The organism is Thalassotalea castellviae (genome assembly GCF_031846185.1).
Taxonomy (GTDB): Bacteria; Pseudomonadota; Gammaproteobacteria; order Enterobacterales; family Alteromonadaceae; genus Thalassotalea_H; species Thalassotalea_H castellviae.
On the sequence record NZ_JAVRIF010000014.1, the window covers coordinates 1 to 17,184 of the forward strand.

The following is a 17,184-nucleotide window of genomic DNA, read 5'->3' on the forward strand; positions in this document are numbered from 1 at the left end:
AGCACAGTAACACCAACTACAGGAGTAGAATTACCACAAATATCGTCACTATTACACGCCTCAACATCGAAGTAATGAACGCCTGATAAATCTAATGGTCCACTTGAAGTGCTACTAGATGTAAGTTTTGTCTTCCACCTCCAGCGGTTTCCACCCGGCTTTTTAGTATAAACATTGTAATAAACGCTCCCAGTGTAGTCACTCGGCTTTGACCAACTTAACGTAGTTGTTCCACCATAAGCTATCGTACTTGGTGATGCAGAAAAAGAGCTAGGAGAACCAGGTACTGGTTTGGCAACTACAACATTCGAACTATACGTATTCCCTCCACACCCTACATTCTGAGGATTGCATACGTAAGCTTTATATTTATAGATACCTGAATTAGACTTGCCAGAGATTGGACAGGTATAAGAATTCTCTCGCCATGTTGTACGAGTTTTCGTACAAACTGTTGTATAACTACCTCCATTGAAAGATTCTTGTAGATAATATTTTGCTCCATCAACCGAGCCATTAGCAAAGCCAATTGTTAAATTGAAACTTTCCCCTATTGAAGGTGAGTAGCTTGAAGATGTCAAACTCTGAGGTTTTCCAGAAACTGTATATACGTACAACCTACGATAAGGACTAAATCCACTACATCCTCCAGTGGTATTACACGCTTTGTATTTTATATAAAAATAACCGTAACTACTTCTTACATTCACTACAGCAGACAAAGAGGGTGTTGTCGTTACTTTTGAATAACTACTATTATTTGTACTCGTGTATATTTCATAATAATTAGCCATATGAATAGAGTTATATCTCACCCTTATTTGGCTACCAACTGGGTGATAACTACCCCCATCTACCGAAGGGTATGATGACGGTGTTTCTGGGGGAGTTGTTTCTCCACATGGGTCAAGTGGTGAGCATTCAATAGGTGCGGCCATTTGTGTTACCCCACCCGTTGCAAACGAGTGAGTTTCAACGGATGGTTTTGAAGTACCGACTAAGCCTGGTGTAGTATCAACTATAGCATCACCCCAAGGCGCACAACTTTCACCTTCACTTAAATTTTCGATAGAATAAAACAATTGGTCACAATCGTTCGTTATATCGTCAACATCATCACCAGCTTCAGCTTCGATAAGTTCGCCATATTCATCGACACCACCTGGCATGTTATTTAAACGCACTAAATCAAGGGTTTCATCAGCATCCGCATGAGTAACAATAAAGCTAAAATCATTAGCGTTCCAATCTTTATTATTAACTTTTTCTTTGATTACAGTGGTTTCACCTAGTAAACCATTTTCATCAGCAAAGGTAAGATAATGCTTAGTGTTTTTCGCGCGAGCTACAGCAAAAACATCTGCTTTTCCATCATCATTGAAATCCGCTATTTTAACGTCAACATCAGTTTTCTTAGCCCACTTAAACGCTTTTTTAATTTCTTGGGCAACGAATAAACTATTTTCTACTGTTGCATGCATTAAATAATGAGTTTTGTTTTTTTCAGAGACCGCAAGTAAATCTTGCTGCTTATCACCATTAAAATCTCCGGTATACAAAACGTACTGTGTTGACTTTTTAAGCCATTTAAGTTCTTTTTTTGTATATGTGTTAGCAATATTAGAAAAATCAATATCGTTTACATCACCATTGATAACAAGAGCAGTTTTTTGTGAATGGTTAACAATAAAAATATCTGAAAGACCATCTCCGTTATGATCAAAAACAACAACATTAGCAGCTAAGTTATTCCATAGGTGTCCATTAACAATATCAGGTAATGTGATCTCGTTTTCGACCAAATATTGCGTATTCTCATCAATTATTTGACCAAAGACGATTAAAGAAGGAGTCTGTTCAGAAAGGCTTTGAAGGAATAAGTCAGGGACTTTATCTCCATTAAAGTCACCATGAAGATAATGGTATTGCTTATCTTCCCATGTCATGTTCTCTGTAGCGGATACATTTATTGCACACATAAGCATGCACAACATACTGAGTATGTGTTTTTTCATAGATCAACATCCTTGTCAGTCTTTTTAAGAAAATATCATTACAACTATAAGTCAATAATTAACAAAAAGACAACATTTTGATAACAAAAAACTTATGATTTACATTTTAACAATAAATCTAGAGGTTAATGATTGATTCTCTTCGAATAATCCACCTGGATTTGCATCTTCAAATCAATAGGCTCAGAGCATTTAGCATTTTATCGCAATTATGTCTTGTTTCATCTAAGCTGAATGTTATGGAATATTTATATCAGTTTTTCTTCTTCACGGCCGAGGCTTTACTTGTTGGCCTATTTATTATTACGCTTTTTCAATTACGTAATAAATTTGGTATCGCGACGCTTTATATCTCTTTAGGGGTATTTCAGCATATGCAGTCAACCTTAGCGTCTTTCCTCTATTTCGAATTATTGCCAGGCTTTTTTGTCAGCCCTGGCTCTGCAGTCCTTTTTACCGCAGGTCTTTTTGCTATTTTACTTATTTACATTAAAGAAGATGCGGAAGAATCACGTAACTTAGTGTACGGGTTGATATTTGCCAACATAACGTTAAGTTTGTTTACTTTGTTAATTGGAGCCCATGTTGCCGGAACTCCACCTCCCGTGGTGGCAGACGTTCCGTTGGAGTTTTTTATTTATCAGCCTAGAGTGTTATTTTTGGGCACCATAGTATTAGTATTGGATGTCTTTTTAGTAATTCTCAGTTATGAATATCTCGGCCGCTATATAAAACAATTATTTATCCGAATATATTCGACCATGGCTTTTGTTTTAATTTTCGACAGCATTTTATTTATCAGTTTAGCCTTTTATGAACATCCCCAATATTTGTCGATTTTACAAGCCTCATTGATCGGTAAATTATTAGTCTCAGCGCTTTATTCATTATTGTTGTATGTTTTTTTAAAATTTGAAACGCAGCGCTCATTATTTAATGAACGGTCAGGTCACGATTTTAAAGATATGTTTACCTTTCTAACTTACCGTCAAAAGTATGAGCAATTGCGTGAAAAAGCGTTAAGAGATCCATTAACCGGTTTATATAACCGCGGTTATTTAAATGAGTACCTTCCCCAAGAAATTGCTACGGCGACTAGAGCTTGTCGCCCCATGGCTTTATTAATGATTGATATAGATCATTTTAAATTAGTGAATGATACGCACGGGCATCAAGCCGGTGATAAAATTTTAGAATTTGTTGCTCTTGTCATGACAAAAACAGCAAGAGATATGGACGTGGTTTGTCGATATGGAGGGGAAGAGTTCACTATAATTTTACCAGAGACCAATAAAAATAAAGCCAAGGCTTTTGGCGGTCGTTTACAAGAAAATTTAGTGATGCTTTTTCCTCAATTTATTCACGAACTTCCTTGTATCGTCACCTTAACCATTGGCGTTTGTATTGTGCCAGATGAAGCTAGTAATATGAACGATGCTTTAGCTTATGCAGATAAACGTTTATATAACGGAAAATTATCTGGCCGAAACTGTGTAGTGGTTGACGATGACACCTCGGCCGATCCCAATAAAAAAACCATTGATGCTCATTAATTTATACTGGGCATCAGCACAATAAAAAATTTTCCACTATTATCATTTGAATTTCTTAAATGATAACTACAATTGCTCCGAATTCTTTGATGACGTTAGAGAAGCTTGTATTATCGAAATCCATCCCAATTTAATCAGTATAAAAATTTATTAAGGACAGCTTAAAATGGCGCTAATTGCCGAACAAATTGCACAAGAATTAAACGTAAAACCTCAACAAATTAATGCGGCAATTAATTTACTTGATGATGGCGCAACGGTTCCCTTTATTGCACGTTATCGAAAAGAAGCCACGCAAGGGTTAGACGACAATCATTTACGTCATCTTGATCAACGCCTTCGCTATTTACGTGATTTAGCAGACCGTAAAAAAGTTATCTTATTAAATATTGAACAACAAAGTAAATTAACGCCTTCGTTAGCGAATGAGATTAATCAAGCTGACAATAAAACCCGACTTGAAGATTTATACTTACCTTATCGTCCGAAAAGACGCACTAAAGGCCAAATTGCCATTGAAGCAGGTATAGAGCCACTGGCCAACAACCTATACAACAATTGGCAGTTATTGCCAGAAAAAGAAGCCAGTGCATATATTAATGCCGAAGCAGGTTTTGCCGATGTTAAAGCCGTGCTTGAAGGGGCAAGTTATATCCTTATTGAACGGTTTGCCGAAGACGCAAACTTATTACAAAAATTACGAAAACACCTGCTCAAGCAAGCGCACTTAACCAGTACGGTTGCAAAAGGGAAACAACAAGAAGGATTAAAATATAAAGACTATTTTGATTTTTCAGAACGCTTAAATAAAGTACCTTCACATCGTGCACTTGCTATGTTTCGTGGGCGCAATGAAAACATTCTACAGTTAAGTTTAGTAGTTGACCCAAACAACGAAGCAAGTAGCTTTTCCAGTGCAGAACAAATCATTTTTGAACATTATAATTTTAGGCTTACAGGACAAAATGCGGCGGATTTTCTCACGAAAACGATTCGATTAGCATGGAAAGCTAAATTAAGTGTGCATTTAGAAACCGAATTATTAGGACAATTACGAGAGCGCGCCGAAGCTGAAGCAATTAAGGTTTTTGCTACTAATCTATCTGACTTGTTAATGGCTGCACCTGCTGGCGCAAAAACAACGTTAGGCTTAGATCCAGGTTTAAGAACCGGCTGTAAAATTGCCATTGTCGACAGCACAGGAAAATTACTACACACCACCACTATTTTTCCTCATGCACCGCAAAATCACTGGGATAAATCATCGCGTACATTAGTAAATTTATGTCAACAATACAACGTTGAATTAATTGCCATTGGTAATGGTACAGGCTCAAGAGAAAGTGACACTTTAGTGGCTGAAGTGATTCAAAGCCTTGAAAAAGATAAACCACAAAAAATGATCGTCAGTGAAGCGGGCGCTTCAGTTTATTCGGCATCAGAACTTGCTGCTGACGAGTTTCCTGACTTAGATGTTTCTTTACGCGGGGCAGTATCTATTGCTCGAAGGCTACAAGATCCGTTAGCAGAATTAGTAAAAATCGATCCAAAAGCTATTGGTGTCGGACAATATCAGCACGATGTCAATCAAAGTCAATTAAGCCAAATGCTTGATAATGTGATTGAAAATTGTGTTAACAATGTTGGGGTTGATTTAAACAATGCCTCAGCCGCTTTATTAGCACGAGTTTCCGGATTAAATAAAACCATGGCTCAAAATGTTGTGGCATATCGCGATGAACATGGCAGATTTAACAATCGCAAAACCTTAAAAAAAGTGGCGCGTTTAGGACCAAAAGCCTATGAACAAGCGGCAGGTTTTTTACGTATTACCGATGGCGATAATCCGTTAGACAGTTCAGGCGTTCACCCAGAAACTTATCCTGTGGTGGAAAAAATAATTCAACAGTTACAAAGTGATATTCGCTCATTAATGGGCGATAAAACGCAATTAAGCAAGCTAAGTATCAACGAACTTATCGACGAAAACTTTGGTGAATTAACCATAAAAGATATTATTAGTGAACTTGAAAAACCGGGCCGTGATCCTCGCCCTGAATTTAAAACGGCGCAATTTAAAGAAGGGATTAACACCATTAACGACCTTAAAGTCGGTATGGTATTAGAAGGGGTTATCTCAAATGTTGCTAACTTTGGCGCTTTTGTTGATTTAGGTGTCCATCAAGACGGTTTAGTACATATTTCAGCGTTAACCGATAAGTTTGTCAGTGACCCACGAGAAATCGTAAAAACCGGTGAAATTGTTAAAGTTAAAGTGATTGAAGTTGACCCATCACGAAAACGCATTAGCTTAACGATGCGGTTAAATGATGCTATTTTATCTACAACAGAAAAACAACAAACTCAGCATAAACCTCAGGCTAATCCCACCAAGAAGCCTCAAAAAAATAGTACTAACAAGCCAAATAGAAATAAGCCTAAACCTGTAGAAAATGCAGCCATGGGTAATGCCTTTGCTGACGCTTTTGCGAAGTTAAAAAAATAACACTATTTTGAAAGGCAAACTTGGTTTTTGCCTTTTTGCTTCGCGACATAAAGGGCGCGATCAGCAGAGTTTATCATTGGCTCAAGTACACTTAATGATAAAGGCTCATCTTGAAAGCGATTTTCGGTTGAGCCGGCCACCCCAAAGCTAGCCGTTATTGACAAAGGTAGTTTAATCACCTGAATTTCGAGCATCTCAATTGCTGCTCTAATGCGTTCAGCTTGCAAATACGCCTGTTTTTCAGTGGTTTCAGGCAAAAATAGAATAAATTCTTCTCCACCCCAACGTGCAAAAACATCACCTTTTCGTGCCGTTTCTTTTAAACATTGTGCAACTTTTACTAACACTTTATCGCCGATTTCATGGCCATATTGATCATTAAATCTTTTGAAAAAATCGATATCTAGTAACACTATGGCTGCATCTCTTCTCGTACGAATAATCCCTTGCCAAATAGGTTGTGTTAATTCCTGAAAGCCACGTCGATTATTCAATTGAGTCAACGCATCAGTACGAGCGTAGGTTTCTGCGATCATTTTATCGAGCTTTGCCATACGAAATTGTCTCGCTAAAATAACCGCCAATAAAATAGCCTCAAATGCCATACCCAGTTCAATCGCTTTAAACGTATATCCATTGTAAGGCACTAAAAAACCTGCAACAGCAAGAGTAGATATAGTAATACAAATGGCGGCGGTTACAGATGATAAAATAAAAATGACAGCAAATGGTTTATTTGCCAAGAGCGCTCTAATACCCATTGCAATAAATAGCACTGCAAAACATGTGTTTAGCAAAAAAGCTAACACCATGGAAAAGAACAATTGATCAAACACAAAGCCGATAACCATGCCAACAGGAATAACAATAGTTATACGCACCACAAATTGATCGAGCTTTAGGGCATAAAATTTTGTTTTGAGTAATAAACGAGCAAAGTGCAACCCTGCAACGCTATATGTGATCATTAAAAAGATATCGAGCCAGTCCTGAAAATAAGGACCAAAATCGTAAGTAATAACTGTGTGTAATTGGCCGGTATATGAAAGGCTATTTAACACAAAACCAAAAAGGTACAAGCTATATAAACCGTATTCTTTTTGCCGAATAAAGACAAATAGCACTAAGTTATATAAAGCCAGTGCCAACATTATTCCGTATAAAAGTCCATATTGAAAACTACTGGTGATATCTCTTTCAATCGCTTTTTTTACCGAACTAAAGTGAACCGGTATGGCTAAAGGTCCTTTGGTTGCAATACGAATATACACCTCAGTTTTACCTTGGTTAAAATGATGCTCAAAAGCATAAAAACGATAAGGCATAGGCCTTTGCGAATAAGGATAAGCATCACCACCTGCTATATGTTTTATGACTTTTCCATCCTGTACTAACCACGTATCAATAACGTCAAGCCACGGTGTTTCAATGGACAGTCGATACAGTTCAGCCAAATCATTAGTATTATTTACCGCAAAATTCATCCATACAGGCGCGACATTAATGCCAAGCGAAATTGAATGGCTTGAGCCTTTTTTAGTCATGGATGAACGAAATTTTTGTTTAGCTTCATCAAGGGTTAACTGCCCATTTAACTCTTGAAAATATTGAAGGTGTTTACCTAATGTACCTTGTTTAAAATCCGGTAACGTTAAGGTTTCCGCACTAACAAAACCGCTAATGCTAAAAATAGCAAAGATGAATAAATGGCGTATAAACATAAAAGGAAAAGACAAATACCAGTGAAAGATGCCACTGAGATAGTGAAAGGAATGCGGGTACAATTTCAACATAGTTAAATGAAAAACCTTAGATTTCAAGTAAAATTAATAATACCCAATCCATGGTCATTGAGTTATGTTCTAGTGCTCTATACGTAAACAATGTTATTTTAACATAAATAACATAATCACTGAAAAATGAACATTTCTACAATACACTGACAATATTAAAGTTAAGGGAAATTATGAGCGAAAATGAAAAATTAAGTTATGTGGAGTTTCCTGCAAACGATTTACAAGCAACTAAGCAGTTTTTCAGCCAAGCCTTTCAATGGTCGTTTGTAGATTATGGTCCTGACTATACTTCTTTTAGCAATCAAGGGCTTGATGGCGGGTTTTATCGCTCAGAGCTAAAATCAACCACAGCAAGTGGTTCAGCTTTACTGGTGCTAATGAGCGAAAACCTAGAACAAACTCAGCAAAATGTCGAAAATGCTGGCGGTAAAATATCCCAAGCTATCTTTAGTTTTCCCGGTGGGCGACGTTTTCATTTTATTGAGCCAAGCGGTAATGAATTAGCCGTTTGGTCGTTAGTCAATGATTAATCTAAAACGCAGGTTTGCTTTAATTTTCTGCTGAAAACTTAGCTTCTAATTCAGCAATTTTTGTTTCTAATTGGGCTATTTTTTCACGCGTTTTTAATAACACCTGCGTTTGCACATCAAATTCTTCTCGCGAAACGACATCTAATTGTGAAAGTTTGCGCTGTAATACCGTTTTTGTTTTATCTTCAAAATCTGCCGCAATATTTTTTAAACCAGGAGGAATAGCGTCTGTAACTTGCTTAGCAATATCTTCAATTTTTTTAGCATTAATCATTATTTTAACCTGTCAAAAACCTATCGGGCTATTGTAATACAAATAACCGTTTTGCCAACGTCTATTTCACTATGCGGTATATATATCCAAACCACCTCAAGATGCTAGTTTCAAAATTCCTCAAAGGGCTGATTTAGATGCGTTTTATGCTGCGCTATTGATTTTAACAAGGGAAAAACCATGCTTTTCAATCAATGCCTTGCCTAAAGACGTATCTAATTTCAACTGAATCCTAAATCTTGAGGTAGCTTGGGTATAGTAAACAAGGTAAAATCACCGCCCTTTATATTTCATCATTCAAATTTAATAAACATAATGAAACTTAACCCCGGACAAAATGAAGCAGTAAAATATGTCAGTGGCCCTTGCCTTGTATTAGCCGGTGCCGGAAGTGGAAAAACAGGGGTTATTTGCCAAAAAATTGCTTATCTTATTCAAAAGTGCGATTACAAGGCTCGAAACATTGCTGCCGTAACTTTTACGAATAAAGCCGCACGAGAAATGAAAGAACGTGTGGTTAACATGTTAGACAAAGCACTCACTCGAGGCTTAACCGTTTCAACGTTTCATTCATTAGGATTAGATATTGTTCGCAAAGAAATTAAAACCTTAGGTTACAAACCTGGTTTCACCCTCTTTGATGATCAAGACACTTTGGCTTTATTAAAAGAGCTCACCCAAGACGAGTTAGACGGCGATAAAGATTTACTGAACAAATTGCAAAGCATGATTTCAAATTGGAAGAATGATTTATTACTTCCAGATAGCGCGATCAAATTGGCAAGCGATGCTGACACTAAAATGTATGCTGAATTTTATGCTATGTATCAAAAGCATATGAAAGCATATAACGCGCTAGATTTTGACGATTTAATTTTGATCCCAACGTTATTATTGAAAAATTTCCCTGAGGTAAAAGCACGTTGGCAGCAAAAAATACAATATATGTTGGTTGATGAATATCAAGATACCAATGCCAGCCAATATGAATTAGTCAAACTTATCACCGGTGAAAAAGGTTTATTGACTGTGGTTGGTGATGATGACCAATCTATATACTCTTGGCGTGGCGCAAAGCCACAAAACTTAGTGCTTTTAGGGGAAGATTTTCCACAGCTAAAATTAATCAAACTCGAACAAAACTACCGCTCAAGTGGTCGAATTTTAAAATGTGCCAATATTTTAATTGCCAATAATCCACATGTTTATGATAAAGCCTTATTTAGTGAATTAAATTATGGGGTTGAGTTACGCGTTGTACAAACAAAAAATGAAGATCATGAAGTAGAAAGAGTGGTAGGTGAACTCATAGGCCATCGCTTTTTAAACCGTTCTAAATTTAAAGATTACGCCATACTATATCGCGGCAATCATCAATCACGTTTGCTTGAAAAAGCATTAATGACAAACCGGATCCCTTATAAAATCAGCGGTGGTACCTCGTTTTTCTCACGCTCTGAAATAAAAGACATGATGGCCTTTTTACGTGTATTGGTGAACCCTGATGACGATAACGCTTTTCTACGAATCGTCAATGTTCCCCGTCGTGAAATAGGGCCAACTACCTTAGAAAAACTCGGTAGTTACGCAAATATGCGACAAATCAGTATGTTTGCAGCCAGTTTTGAATTAGGGCTTGAACAACATCTTCAAGGTCGAGGTCTAGCTGCTGTACAACGTTTTACGCAATGGATTGTTGAAACCGCAGACCATGCTGAACGTGGCGACACTCCTGCTGTTTTACGCGCGATGGTACGCGAGATTAACTATGAAGATTGGCTGTACGATACTTCTCCCAGTGCAAAAGCAGCAGAAATGCGCATGAAAAATGTCACACAATTGTTTAGTTGGGTGCAACAAATGCTTGAAGGAGATGAAGACGAAGATCCGATGACCCTAGCTCAAGTCGTCACACGATTAACCTTGCGTGACATGATGGAGCGCAATGAAGATGAAGAAGAAAGTGATCAAGTACAGTTAATGACCTTACATGCTTCAAAAGGCTTAGAGTTCCCTTTTGTTTTTTTAATCGGTATGGAAGAAGGTTTACTACCACATCAAACCAGTATCGATGAAGGCAATGTAGAAGAAGAACGTCGACTTGCCTATGTTGGGATCACTCGAGCGCAGCGTGAATTGATTTTTACGTATGCTCGTGAACGCCGACAGTTTGGTGAAATTGCTCGCACCGAAGCCAGTAGATTTTTACATGAACTTCCGCAAGATGATTTAAAATGGGAGTTGAGCCAAGTGAAAAAAAGCCAAGAACAAAAAGAACAAACGGCAAAAATGGGCGTAGCAAATTTACGAGAAATGTTAAAAAACAAACCTAAGTAATCGCGATGTTTAAATTGTCTTTAGTTGGTTTTAGTTGATTTTAATGGCTTCGAATTAGGACGTTAGCCCTAATATCATCGTTTCCATAAAAACAATAAAGCCCTTAAGGTTATTGCTGTTCCAAGCTCGTTTAACTTGAGCATCTTGAGAGTTAATATAAGTAGTTAACCTTTTGTAACTGCCCGGCTGAAAATTTTCACAACATTTTTTAACAACTTTATGCATTTCGCCTTTGCCGCGAATGCTCTCTCTAAAAATAGTCGCATAGTTTGTCACTAAAGGTGTCAACAACACCACAGACTCATTATCAGTACGTTCTGATTGTGCTGCGGTAAATCGAGCATGAATAAAGTCTTCATTTTTTTGCGCCACAACCGCAAATGCATCAATCATCATCTTTGATTCTTTTTTAATTTGACTGGCTTCTTTTTTTACCGCTTTTAATTCCGCGATTAATTTTTCAGAACGAAAATAATAATAGACACTGATAACAACAAAAAGCACGATAATCGCTAAACTAAATAACATCATTACACCTAATTTTTATAGCTACTATACTCAGCTCGGGTTGATTCACTCAACCGAGATAAAAAGATATAAGGGTCAATATCTTGAGCACTTGGGGATTGATAATCATAACCAATTTTAATGGTAAACTCACCTAAGTTAGCAAAAAACTGCACCTTTAATGCCTCGGTTAACTGCCCAAAAAGCTCTTTCAAATATTGGCTATCTTGATGTGGACATAAAAATAAATATTCGCCCTGATTAATCAACCCAACTTGGTCAAACTCACCGCGATATTCATTGACTAACGTTGAAATAGTGCGTGACACTTCCGCGATCACTCGTTTATTAAATTGAAACTCTAACTCTTGCCAATTATCAATTGAAAAATAACCAACCATTAACGGATATTCATATTTTCGGGCCATTTTAAAATGTTGCTGATAAAACTTTTTGGTTTGCGAAGGACTCGCCAAGTAATCTAACGGCTTTTCAACCTCGTCATACTGCTGATTTAATCTTAATGCTCGTGCTCTAAACCCTAAAAACAACAATAAACAAAACAATAATCCGACGATAGAAATTAAGAAAACGATCATATTCTTTTGTTGCTGATATTTTTGCGTAAACTGATTTTTTAAATCGGTTTCTTCCGCCATACCAAGCGATAAGTCACGGCGTTTTTCTGATTCTAGTTTCTCGGCATTCATAGTGTTAAAGAGTTTTTGCTTAGAAAAACTAAATTTGTTTAACAACTCAGTGTATTTACGTTGTGCTGTGAAGGCTTTTTCGAATAATTGCTTGTTATGATACATAGTGGCTAATAATGCATATAATTCAATTTGTTCATGCGTTAATTCTACGCGATCAGCAACCAGTTCAGCTTCTTTCAAATACTGAAACGCAATGTCATCTTTTTTGAGTAATTGACTCACTTTCGCTAAATAAATCAGGGTTGTTAAATAAGGTAAAGATAAATTTTGGCCATGAAATAGCGTTTTGGCTTTTAACAGTTGCTCGAGTGATTCTTCCGCTTTATTTTGCCGAAACAATACCTGTCCTAAGCCCATTTTTCCATAAGCAACTTTAATGGGTGCCTGTTTCTTTTCAGCCAAGGTAATAGCTTTCCAAAACCCATGATGAGCATCATCTAAACGCCCTAAACTCAAGTAAGATCTAGCTAAATCGGTATAGGTACTTTCAATATTATTGACTTTCGACAAATCGTATCTAAGTTTCAAAATTCGATTATACAAGGTCACGGAGGTTTGATAATCGCCCGTATAAAAATAGGCACTAGCTAACACATTTAAGACAGCGAGGTGGTCAGAAAATTCTTGATGCTGGGTTAGATATTGTTTGACTCGTTCTAGATCAGAAAACGCTTGTTGATGATTCAAGTTTAAAGCATTGGTCATTGAACGATAACTTAAAGCTTGCACTAAAAATTTAGGGTTGTTTAATTGTGTCGCTAGATTGACTGACTCTTCCGCCATTTGTTGCGCTTGTTTAAACTTGCCACGAAAGTAATAACCTGAGGTTATTTTCAATATTAACGTCAACCGTAACGTGACATCAATATTAGTTAAACTTTCACCATCAAGCGAAAACTGCATGGCGCGAGATAAGTCTCCTTTATTTGTTGCGGCATCAGCTAATAAGCTAAACACTTTACCAACGGTATTGTTATCATAAAACGTTCTATTTTGAATAATATCCTGAGACAGTTGCACGACTTCATCGTTATCTAAAAGTTCAGGGTCGATTAAAAACAAGCGCTCTACTTTCGCAATATTCTGCTCAATATCGGTTAAATTTTCATCCGCCGCATAGCTTTTGACCACAATACCAAGCTGGAGTAACAAAAAAAATAATAATAATTTTTTTACATACATGTAGGAATTTTTCTCGTTTTTCAATCAGTTAAAAAATATTTTTTTACGCCTTATGCTTCTGAACAAGCAATATCAATGATAAAGGTTTACAAGCAAACTTCATAGCTTATAATGTTTTCAGAGCTTCTAAAGCTCGATAAGGGCAAATCTAGCGAAAGCTAGAGACGCAAAGTTACCGGTCTAAAGGGAAACCTATGATAGCGGAACTACCAAATTTAGATATAGTGGGGGCTTGTCTATATTTAGCAGACTCTATCTATTTCCTGCTGTGTACTTTGCGTGCTTCCCTTGTCCCTTACTTATTTACCGTCCTTAGGTAACTCTTTCTCAGTAATATATTGGTTTATCACTTGTTCCAACATAGATAACGGCATTGAACCATTTTTTAGTACTTCGTCATGAAACTCTCGTAAGTCGAATGCGACACCTAAAGTATCTTCGGCTTTTTTACGCAGTCTTTTAATGGTAAGTTCACCAATTTTGTACGAAAGTGCCTGACCTGGCCATGAAATGTAGCGATCTATTTCGGTTTTTACATTATGTAATGACAAAGCCGTATTATCAGCTAAAAATGACATTGCACGATCTCGACTCCAATTTTTGCTATGCATACCTGTATCAACCACTAATCGACACGCTCGCCACATTTCATAAGTGAGGCGGCCAAAGTCGCTATAAGGGTCTTGATAAAAACCGGCTTCAATACCTAAAAATTCAGAATATAACCCCCAGCCTTCGCCAAAAGCAGAAATATAAGTACTGTTACGAAATTCCGGCACATTTTTCATTTCCTTGGCCAAAGAACCTTGTAAATGATGACCTGGAACTGCTTCATGTAAAGTTAGTGCTTCAAGTACATAAAGCGGACGACGGTCTAAACGGTATGTATTGACCCAGTAATTACCCGGCTGATCTTCTCTTGAAGGTCCAGCGTAACGACCCGTTGTATATTTAGGGGCAATGCTTGCAGGTACAGGCATAACACCATAGGGTGTGCGAGGTAATTTTTTAAATAATTGCGGTAATTTAGCGTCCATTTTTTTTGCGATAAATGACGCTTCTTTCAATAACTCTTCTGGCGTTGTTGCATAAAACTGAGGATCGGTACGTAAAAACTCAACAAAACTAGCAAAATCACCTTGATAACCTACATTGCGAATGATTTGTTCCATTTCAGCTCGAATGCGCGCGACTTCTTCCAGACCCTTTTGATGAATCTCATCCGCAGACATAGTTAACGTCGTGTAATGTTCGACCCTATTTTTATAATAATTATCACCATTGGGCAGTGAATTTGCTGCAATGTTTTGACGACCATTGGGTTGATAAACATTCACCATATAATCATAGAATTTCTGATAACTAGTGTTGACTTTTTCGCGGATAATTTGCTGAGCTTGCGCTCTTAAATCAGCCTTAAGGCTTGCGGTAAAATGATCAGGCATTTTTTTAAAAGGTTGGTAAAACTCACTCTCTGTCACATCCTGTTTAATATAAGCTTTAATAGATTCTTCAAAACCAATAAGTACTACGGCCGGTTGGGTAATACCTTCTTTGATACCCAAATCCATCCACGCCATTTGCTGATCAAAATATGTTGGCAGAGCAGCCATGCGCTTTAAGTAATCTTGATAATCTTGCTCAACTTTAAATTGTACACGGCTACGTATCCAACTGATCCCCACATGAAATCCGGACTCTGCAGTGAGCGGCATGTAATGTTCTTTATTGACATAACTATCTAATTGATTTTTTATTTTATAGGCCAGAACTGACCAATTAATTTGATCACTTTGAGTCAAACTCTCACGATTAATTTTTAATAATTTTTGATAAATCTTTTTCTTACCTTGGTAGTTTTTTAATAATACTTGCGGAGAAAGATCAGGCAAACGCGCATTATTATCCGCAACACCCGGTTGGCTAAATGGGCTCAATGTTTTTTGATATTGATGATATTCATTAATCACTTCGCGAAGCGCTAAACTGTTCCATCGGCTAGTATCTTTTGGTAATTGACCACAAGCGGTTAATAGAATAAGGCAAAAAAAAGAGATCAGATATTTCATTATTATTGTTCAAAGTAAAATTATGACTCCACTTTATCAAAATTTTTCCCCGATGAAAGCTCAAGTTTCAGAATATAAATTTGAAAATATGTACAATAATGCAAAAAAAATGCATTTATTAACAAAATATTAATAATTATTGGGAATTTACTATAGAAGTTTATATAAAATTACTAGAGAATAACCTTAATAAAAATAATAAAACTGTAGTATTAAATAGAGGTTTGGCAGTAGTGAAGCATCATGACACCATTGAACAAGCAGATCAAAAGCTCGCCTTAGCTATCAAACAATTACAGCTTTGGCATTTGCCTGCCACGCCAATAAATTATGCCGTTGGTTACGAGTTTGTTAATAAAAAAAATTCCGCGCTAATCTCTCAAATAAAACAACATTTAAGTCTTGGTAAAAAACTCGATAATTATTTTATTAATGAAATTTTTCAGCTGCATGTCTTAGGGCAAGGAAGTTTTAGAGACGATATTATCACCGATATTGATGAGTTAATTACCGATGTTCAAAGCAGTAATCAACATTCGGTAAAATATGCCAACGGTTTAATTGAAAAGATTGACGACAGTGTTACTCATTTAAAATCCAATAATCGCCAAAAAATCAACCATGCTATCCAGCAAATTGAAAATGCCTCAAAATCATTTAAGCAAAAACAACAACAGCTCGCGAAGCAATTATTGATTTCGAAAAAACAATCATTGTCTTTGCAAAGTGAATTAGAAGAAGTCAAAAAAGAAATATACCTTGACCCACTGACTGGCCTATATAACCGTAAAGCATTAAACAAACATTTAGATCAATGGACCACTGAAGACCCCCATAAGCATGTCGCCGCTATTGTTGTCAGTGTTGATAAATTAGCACATGTAAACGAGAAGTTTGGTAATTTAATCAGCGATGTACTTCTGTCAAAAATTGCCAATAAAGTTGGAAGTTATGTTGGTGAAAGTGGCTTGCCTATTCGCTCTGGGCAAGATGAGTTTTTAATTTTATTACCGGAAGTTGAACGCACCGTGGCAGGTGAAATAGCGGAGAAGATACGTCAAGGTGTTGAAAAATTACGCTTTGTAAGCAGTAAATCAGGTATAAGACTCCCACAAATGACAGTCTCTCTAGGCGTAAATGATTTTAAAGTTTCTCAAAACGCTCAAACGGTGATCAATTATACCCGAAGTTTAGTCACTGATATGCAACGAAGTGGCGCTAATGCGGTGATGGTTTCTCACTAAAACTAGCGAGTTCAGCAATTAAAGCCGTTATATTTTTCTCTGAAAATACCCGTACACCATGTTGTCTTAAAAGCTTAGTTGTAACTCCCTCTCCACTCATTTTTTCTTGCGTAAATGTGCCATCATAAATCGTGGTACTTCCACAAGAAGGGCTTGATTCTTTTAACAGTGCAAATCGAATATGATGTTGTTGGCAAAGGGTTAAAGCACGTTGTGCACCTTTGTTAAATTGTGCTGAAACATCAACACCATCACAAGTTAAGATACGTTGACTCTTAGCTTGAATTTCAGCGGGCTGTCTTGGTACAGGCAAACCGCCCGCAATTTCAGGACAAAAACTGACGACTTGTTTGTTGTGTATCCAGCTCAATAAGCTTTGATTTAACAACTGTTGGCTCGTACCGTCGTACCGTACTTTTTCACCGAGAAAACACGCACTCACTAATATTTTTATCATA

Annotated in this window: 12 protein-coding genes and 1 riboswitch; of the genes, 5 read left to right on the top strand and 7 right to left on the bottom strand. The window is 37.0% G+C overall.

Features of this window, described 5'->3' with window-relative positions; all coding sequences use genetic code 11:
- On the bottom strand, positions 1–2,015 hold a 2,015-nt coding region (locus RM573_RS17065; RefSeq protein WP_311584917.1), incomplete at its 3' end, for an FG-GAP repeat domain-containing protein.
- Between the two features lie 239 nt (positions 2,016–2,254).
- Between RM573_RS17065 and RM573_RS17070 the strand changes: the two genes are divergently transcribed.
- Both RM573_RS17070 and RM573_RS17075 read left to right on the top strand, forming a co-directional pair.
- Positions 2,255–3,568, top strand: coding sequence for a diguanylate cyclase (locus RM573_RS17070; RefSeq protein ID WP_311584920.1), 1,314 nt, complete (start codon positions 2,255–2,257; stop codon positions 3,566–3,568).
- Positions 3,569–3,734: 166 nt separating this feature from the next.
- A complete protein-coding gene (locus RM573_RS17075) occupies positions 3,735–6,074 on the top strand; it encodes a Tex family protein (protein ID WP_311584923.1) in 2,340 nt (779 codons plus the stop codon).
- A 2-nt stretch (positions 6,075–6,076) separates the two neighbouring features.
- Here the strand turns inward: RM573_RS17075 and RM573_RS17080 are convergent, their stop codons facing one another.
- Positions 6,077–7,867, bottom strand: coding sequence for a sensor domain-containing diguanylate cyclase (locus tag RM573_RS17080; RefSeq protein WP_311584926.1), 1,791 nt, complete (start codon positions 7,865–7,867; stop codon positions 6,077–6,079).
- Between the two features lie 173 nt (positions 7,868–8,040).
- Here RM573_RS17080 and RM573_RS17085 point away from each other — a divergent pair, with 173 nt between their 5' ends.
- Complete coding sequence (locus RM573_RS17085) at positions 8,041–8,400, top strand: VOC family protein (protein WP_311584929.1); 360 nt, start codon at positions 8,041–8,043, stop codon at positions 8,398–8,400.
- Positions 8,401–8,419: 19 nt separating this feature from the next.
- Here the strand turns inward: RM573_RS17085 and ubiK are convergent, their stop codons facing one another.
- Positions 8,420–8,674, bottom strand: a complete 255-nt coding sequence (gene ubiK / locus RM573_RS17090; RefSeq protein WP_311584932.1) for a ubiquinone biosynthesis accessory factor UbiK — start codon at positions 8,672–8,674, stop codon at positions 8,420–8,422.
- A gap of 315 nt (positions 8,675–8,989) precedes the next feature.
- Here ubiK and rep point away from each other — a divergent pair, with 315 nt between their 5' ends.
- Positions 8,990–11,011, top strand: coding sequence for a DNA helicase Rep (gene rep / locus RM573_RS17095; RefSeq protein WP_311584936.1), 2,022 nt, complete (start codon positions 8,990–8,992; stop codon positions 11,009–11,011).
- Between the two features lie 54 nt (positions 11,012–11,065).
- Here rep and RM573_RS17100 read toward each other — a convergent pair whose 3' ends face one another.
- The 3 genes from RM573_RS17100 to RM573_RS17110 form a co-directional block, all read right to left on the bottom strand.
- Positions 11,066–11,542, bottom strand: coding sequence for a hypothetical protein (locus RM573_RS17100; protein ID WP_311584939.1), 477 nt, complete (start codon positions 11,540–11,542; stop codon positions 11,066–11,068).
- 5 nt (positions 11,543–11,547) lie between these two features.
- Positions 11,548–13,413, bottom strand: coding sequence for a tetratricopeptide repeat protein (locus RM573_RS17105; RefSeq protein ID WP_311584942.1), 1,866 nt, complete (start codon positions 13,411–13,413; stop codon positions 11,548–11,550).
- 131 nt (positions 13,414–13,544) lie between these two features.
- Positions 13,545–13,627, top strand: a riboswitch (cyclic di-GMP riboswitch).
- 85 nt (positions 13,628–13,712) lie between these two features.
- The gene (locus RM573_RS17110) at positions 13,713–15,482 is read right to left on the bottom strand and encodes a DUF885 domain-containing protein (protein ID WP_311584945.1); all 1,770 of its coding nucleotides are present in this window, start codon (positions 15,480–15,482) and stop codon (positions 13,713–13,715) included.
- Between the two features lie 233 nt (positions 15,483–15,715).
- Between RM573_RS17110 and RM573_RS17115 the strand changes: the two genes are divergently transcribed.
- Entirely contained in the window at positions 15,716–16,726 is a 1,011-nt protein-coding gene (locus RM573_RS17115) for a GGDEF domain-containing protein (protein WP_311584948.1), read from the top strand.
- Here RM573_RS17115 and RM573_RS17120 read toward each other — a convergent pair.
- Positions 16,701–17,183: a 2-thiouracil desulfurase family protein gene (locus tag RM573_RS17120; protein ID WP_311584951.1), complete on the bottom strand. Its 483-nt coding sequence runs from the start codon at positions 17,181–17,183 to the stop codon at positions 16,701–16,703. The genes RM573_RS17115 and RM573_RS17120 overlap by 26 nt on opposite strands.
- Between the last annotated feature and the right edge of the window lies 1 nt (position 17,184).

Coding starts and splice junctions, on each gene's coding strand:
- RM573_RS17070 (WP_311584920.1), top strand. CDS start 2,255: ATGGAATATTTATATCAGTTTTTCTTCTTCACGGCCGAGGCTTTACTT.
- RM573_RS17075 (WP_311584923.1), top strand. CDS start 3,735: ATGGCGCTAATTGCCGAACAAATTGCACAAGAATTAAACGTAAAACCT.
- RM573_RS17080 (WP_311584926.1), bottom strand. CDS start 7,867: ATGTTGAAATTGTACCCGCATTCCTTTCACTATCTCAGTGGCATCTTT.
- RM573_RS17085 (WP_311584929.1), top strand. CDS start 8,041: ATGAGCGAAAATGAAAAATTAAGTTATGTGGAGTTTCCTGCAAACGAT.
- ubiK (WP_311584932.1), bottom strand. CDS start 8,674: ATGATTAATGCTAAAAAAATTGAAGATATTGCTAAGCAAGTTACAGAC.
- rep (WP_311584936.1), top strand. CDS start 8,990: ATGAAACTTAACCCCGGACAAAATGAAGCAGTAAAATATGTCAGTGGC.
- RM573_RS17100 (WP_311584939.1), bottom strand. CDS start 11,542: ATGATGTTATTTAGTTTAGCGATTATCGTGCTTTTTGTTGTTATCAGT.
- RM573_RS17105 (WP_311584942.1), bottom strand. CDS start 13,413: ATGTATGTAAAAAAATTATTATTATTTTTTTTGTTACTCCAGCTTGGT.
- RM573_RS17110 (WP_311584945.1), bottom strand. CDS start 15,482: ATGAAATATCTGATCTCTTTTTTTTGCCTTATTCTATTAACCGCTTGT.
- RM573_RS17120 (WP_311584951.1), bottom strand. CDS start 17,183: ATGATAAAAATATTAGTGAGTGCGTGTTTTCTCGGTGAAAAAGTACGG.